The organism is Pseudomonas agronomica, from assembly GCF_025917275.1.
Taxonomy (GTDB): Bacteria; Pseudomonadota; Gammaproteobacteria; order Pseudomonadales; family Pseudomonadaceae; genus Aquipseudomonas; species Aquipseudomonas agronomica.
Map to the genome: position 1 here is coordinate 1 of NZ_JAOSHO010000409.1, position 4607 is coordinate 4607.

Sequence of the window (4607 nt, forward strand, 5' to 3'; positions counted from 1 at the left end):
GCTCCCTCGCCACGGGTTCGTCGAAGGCCTTGATTGGGGTTATGGCAGGCATGAAAAAGCCGCTGCTCCCGAAGAAGCAGCGGCTTTTTTGAAGAACAACCGAAGGCTTAGTAGCCCAGCGCGAAGTCTTCCTCTTTCATGTCCATCAGGTTGTTGGCGCCCGACAGCATGGTTGCCACGTGGGTGCGGGTACGCGGCAGAATGCGCTGGAAGTAGAAGCGCGCGGTCTGCAACTTGGCGGTGTAGAACGCTTCCTCGGTGGTGCCGGCTGCGAGTTTTTCCGCCGCCAGGCGCGCCATGTCGGCCCAGAAGTAAGCCAGGCAGGCATAGCCGGAATACATCAGGTAATCCACCGAGGCCGCGCCGACTTCTTCGCGATCCTTCATGGCGGCCATGCCGACCTTCATGGTCAACTCGCCCCATTCCTTGTTCAACGCAGCCAGGGGTTCCACGAACTCCTTGACCGCTTCGTTGCCTTCGTTGCCCTGGCAGAACTTGTGGACGATCTTGGTGAAGCCCTTGAGCGCTTCGCCTTGCGTCATCAGGACTTTACGACCCAGCAGGTCAAGCGCCTGGATGCCGGTGGTGCCTTCGTACAGCATCGAGATACGGCTGTCGCGAACGTTCTGCTCCATGCCCCACTCGGCGATGAAGCCGTGGCCGCCATAGATCTGCACGCCGTGGTTGGCCGATTCGAAACCGACTTCGGTCATGAAGGCCTTGGCGATCGGCGTCATGAACGCCAGCAGCGCGTCGGCTTTTTTCTTCTCTTCTTCGTCCACGCCGTACTTGACGATATCGACCTGCTTGGCGGTGAAGTAGACCATCGCCCGGTTGCCTTCGGCGAAGGCTTTCATGGTCAGCAGCATGCGACGCACGTCAGGGTGCACGATGATCGGGTCGGCGGCCTTGTCCGGCGCTTTCGGGCCAGTCAGGGAACGCATCTGCAGGCGATCACGAGCGTATTTCAGGCCGCCCTGGAAGCCGATCTCGGCGTGGGCCAGGCCTTGCAGCGCGGTGCCCAGGCGTGCGGTGTTCATGAAGGTGAACATGCAGTTCAGGCCTTTGTTCGCCGGGCCGATCAGGAAACCGGTGGCCGCGTCGAAGTTCATCACGCAGGTGGCGTTGCCGTGGATGCCCATCTTGTGTTCCAGGGAACCACAGCTCACGGCGTTGCGCTGGCCGACGGTGCCATCGGCGTTAGGCAGGAATTTCGGCACGATGAACAGCGAGATGCCCTTGGTGCCGGCCGGTGCGTCCGGCAGGCGTGCCAGCACGATGTGGACAATGTTGTCGGCCATGTCGTGTTCACCGGCCGAAATGAAGATCTTGGTGCCGGTCACTTTGTAGGAACCATCGGCCTGAGGCTCGGCCTTGGTGCGCAGCATGCCCAGGTCGGTGCCGCAGTGAGGTTCGGTCAGGCACATGGTGCCGGTCCATTCGCCGGACACCAGCTTGGTCAGGTAAGCCTCTTGCTGCTCGGGCGTACCGTGCTCGGAAATCGTGTTCATCGCCCCATGGGACAGGCCTGGGTACATGCCCCACGACCAGTTGGCTTCGCCGACCATTTCGCTGACTGCCAGGCCCAGGGACTCCGGCAGGCCTTGGCCGCCATGCTCGACGTCGTGGGCCAGGCTTGGCCAGCCACCTTCGACGAACTGCTTGTAGGCTTCCTTGAAGCCGGTCGGGGTTTTCACGCCGGATTCGCTCCAGGTGCAACCTTCGAGGTCACCCACGCGGTTCAGCGGAGCCAGCACCTGCTCACAAAACTTGGCGCCTTCTTCGAGAATGGCGTCAACCATGTCCGGAGTTGCGTCCTGGCAAGCCGGAAGGCTCTGATAATGCGCTTCGTAGCCGAGCAGTTCGTCACGAACGAAGCGAATATCACGCAAGGGGGCCTTGTAGTCAGGCATAGCGATAAACCTCTGCTGATGTAACCGGGGATGAACGACCGCGGCGAATTGTTGTAGCGGTCAAACAGGTGTTTGAAACATACGTTTACGCCCAAACCTTGTCAAGCGTCGATCCTTCGCCGTTCGTCATCAGCCTGGAAATATCGGACGCAGAAGGTCATCGCGGCGAGAAAACAGCGATGCCGCTGGGGAAAGATTAGTTGAGTAATAAGACGTCAGAGACGAGAACGCCGCGAATAATCGCGGCGTTTTCGTGAATCGCAGAGAATCGGATCAAGCAAAAGTATCAATCAACGTACCGAGCATTTCATCGGAGGCCTTGGCGACATTCACGCCCAGTTGGACCTGGAACTTGCCCTCGGCCATGTCCACCATATTGCTGGCAAGGTCCGACTGCTGGCTGCGATCCACCGATCGCAAGCGATCAACCTGGACCTCGGAAGATTGGCTGGTGACCGAACGCTCGATCGTATTGTTGGCGATCTGGCTGGAGGCCTGATCGACACGGTTCTGCCCTGTCTGAATCGTGCTCAGACCGGCATAGAACGCGGTGTTTCCTGAGATTTCCATGGCAAGGCTCGTCTACTTGAAGGGGTCGACACCGGCATTGAATCAGATGCCTTGGCAAAAGGCCCGACAAAAACACTAATGGCACAGTGCCTTGTCATAGGCAAAACCTTGGCGGATGTCAGTCCAGCAGGTCCAGTTGCAGGTGCTCGGCCACCGCTTCAGCCGTTACGCTCTGGATTCGCGCCACCCTGCCCAAGCAGGGCGCTGGCAGCCGTTCGGCCAAGGTTGCCAGATTCTCTTCGAGGCGCGAGGTGGCCGGGTCAATGATATTTGCCACCCAGCCTGCCAGTTGCAAGCCATCATGGGCGATAGCCTCGGCGGTCAACAACGCATGGCTGATGCATCCCAGGCGCACGCCCACTACCAGGATCACCGGCAAACCCAGTGCGATCGCCAAGTCGGAAAGATTGTCCTGGCCGGCCAACGGTACACGCCAACCGCCGGCGCCTTCGATCAAGGTGAAGTCGGCGTCCAGCGCCAGCACTTCGCGCATCGGCCCCAGCAGCGACTGCACCGTCAACGCCACACCGGCTTCCCGGGCGGCCAGGTGCGGCGCAATGGCCGGCTCGAACGCCACCGGATTGACCTGTGCATAAGTCAGCGGCACCGAACACTCGGCCAGCAACGCCAAGGCGTCGGCATTGCGCAGGCCCTTGGGCGTCACGTCGCAACCGGAGGCCACCGGTTTGCCGGCAGCCGTGCTCATGCCGGCCTGTCGCGCCGCGTGCAGCAGGCCCGCCGCGACGGTGGTCTTGCCTACATCGGTATCGGTGCCGGTGATGAAATAAGCCTGGCTCATAGCGGTTTCTCCAACACGGCGTAGACCACCTGGTAGGTCGCGGGCAGGCCTTGGGCCTGGCGGAACTGCTCGTAGGCTTCGACCAACGCGAGGATTCGCGCCCTGCCCGTCAATCCTCCGGGTCGGCCCGGGTTCAGATTATGAGCGCCCAATGCTTTCAATTCGTGGGTCAGGCTGCGTACATCCGGGTAGTGCAATACGTGGGGCTGATTTTCCAGGCTGAGGACATTCAATCCGCTGCTTGCGCACAACTGTTGATAAGTCTCGAAGCCACGGAACCGGTTGACGTGCACCAAGCCATCCACCTGACGCCAACTGTCGCGCAATTCATACAACGTGCCCACGCAAAGGCTGGTGAACGCAAACACGCCGCCCGGTTTCAATACGCGATGGACCTCGCTCAACACCGACGCAAAATCGGCGCACCATTGCACCGCGAGGCTGGAGAAAACCAAATCACAGCTCGCCGCCTGCAAAGGCAGCCGCTCAGCATCACCGGCGATGAAATGCGCGGCCCCGCCTCGTGGGCGAGCATGGTTGAGCATGCCTTCGGCGATATCCAGCGCGAAACCGGTGTCCTCGCCGAAACGAGCACCCAACGCCCGGGTGAAATAACCGGTGCCACAACCCAGGTCCATCCAGCGCTGCGGATCGAGCGACGAAGGCAGTCGCCCGAGCAATTGTTGCCCCACGTCACGCTGCAGTTCAGCGACGCTGTCATAGCTGGCCGCCGCCCGGGAAAACGAGGCCGCGACCTGACGTTTATCGGGCAAGGTGCCAGGTAGCTTCACAGACAAATCAGTCATCACCGGACTCATGCAAGAAAGCCTGGATCGCCCCCGCCACGCCGTGGGGGTCTTCCAGAAGAAATGCGTGGCCGGCCTGTTCAATCAGGCCGATTTCGACATCCGGCAACAGCGCCAACAACTCGCCCGCCGCTTCGGCTGGCACCAAGGCATCGAGCCCGGCAAACAAATGCAATTGCGGGCCGCGAAACCCCTGCAATGCCGCACGAGTGTCGAGTTGCGCCAACAACTCGAGTCCGGCCATCAGCACTTCAGGCGCTGTACCCGGTGCGCCGCCGAGCAACAATCGCGACAACCCGCGTGGGTCGCCGCAACCTTGGGCACATAGCAAACTGAAGCGCTTGAGCGTCTGGCGCGGATCCGCAGCGCACCCGGCCAGAAACCCATCGAAGGTCTCGCCGGCCATCGCGCTCGGCCATTGATCATGCGCCACGAAAGACACATTGCTGGCCAACGTCACCAAGCCGCAGCAGCGCTCGCCACGACGCGCCGCCAGCTCCAAAGCCAGCATGCCGCCCA

Annotated in this window: 5 protein-coding genes; all 5 read right to left on the reverse strand. The window is 61.1% G+C overall.

Annotated features, from left to right (window positions below; translation table 11 throughout):
• Positions 1–107: 107 nt before the first annotated feature.
• Positions 108–1913 (reverse strand): phenylacyl-CoA dehydrogenase, encoded by a 1806-nt coding sequence (locus OC610_RS21645; RefSeq protein ID WP_181287241.1) that lies wholly within the window; start codon positions 1911–1913, stop codon positions 108–110.
• Between the two features lie 273 nt (positions 1914–2186).
• Positions 2187–2483, reverse strand: a complete 297-nt coding sequence (locus OC610_RS21650) for a pyrroloquinoline quinone biosynthesis protein PqqE (protein WP_264430650.1) — start codon at positions 2481–2483, stop codon at positions 2187–2189.
• Positions 2484–2601: 118 nt separating this feature from the next.
• A complete protein-coding gene (gene bioD / locus OC610_RS21655; RefSeq protein ID WP_264430651.1) occupies positions 2602–3282 on the reverse strand; it encodes a dethiobiotin synthase in 681 nt (226 codons plus the stop codon).
• On the reverse strand, positions 3279–4088 hold the full coding sequence (bioC, locus tag OC610_RS21660) for a malonyl-ACP O-methyltransferase BioC (protein ID WP_264430652.1): 810 nt from the start codon (positions 4086–4088) through the stop codon (positions 3279–3281). The genes bioD and bioC overlap by 4 nt, the downstream gene beginning before the upstream one ends.
• Positions 4081–4607: alpha/beta hydrolase family protein (locus tag OC610_RS21665; RefSeq protein WP_264430653.1), on the reverse strand; the 527-nt coding region annotated here is incomplete at its 5' end. The genes OC610_RS21665 and bioC, both read right to left, overlap by 8 nt.

Excerpts from the sequence above, each read along its gene's own strand:
- OC610_RS21645 (WP_181287241.1), bottom strand. The coding sequence starts at position 1,913 with ATGCCTGACTACAAGGCCCCCTTGCGTGATATTCGCTTCGTTCGTGAC.
- OC610_RS21650 (WP_264430650.1), bottom strand. The coding sequence starts at position 2,483 with ATGGAAATCTCAGGAAACACCGCGTTCTATGCCGGTCTGAGCACGATT.
- bioD (WP_264430651.1), bottom strand. The coding sequence starts at position 3,282 with ATGAGCCAGGCTTATTTCATCACCGGCACCGATACCGATGTAGGCAAG.
- bioC (WP_264430652.1), bottom strand. The coding sequence starts at position 4,088 with ATGACTGATTTGTCTGTGAAGCTACCTGGCACCTTGCCCGATAAACGT.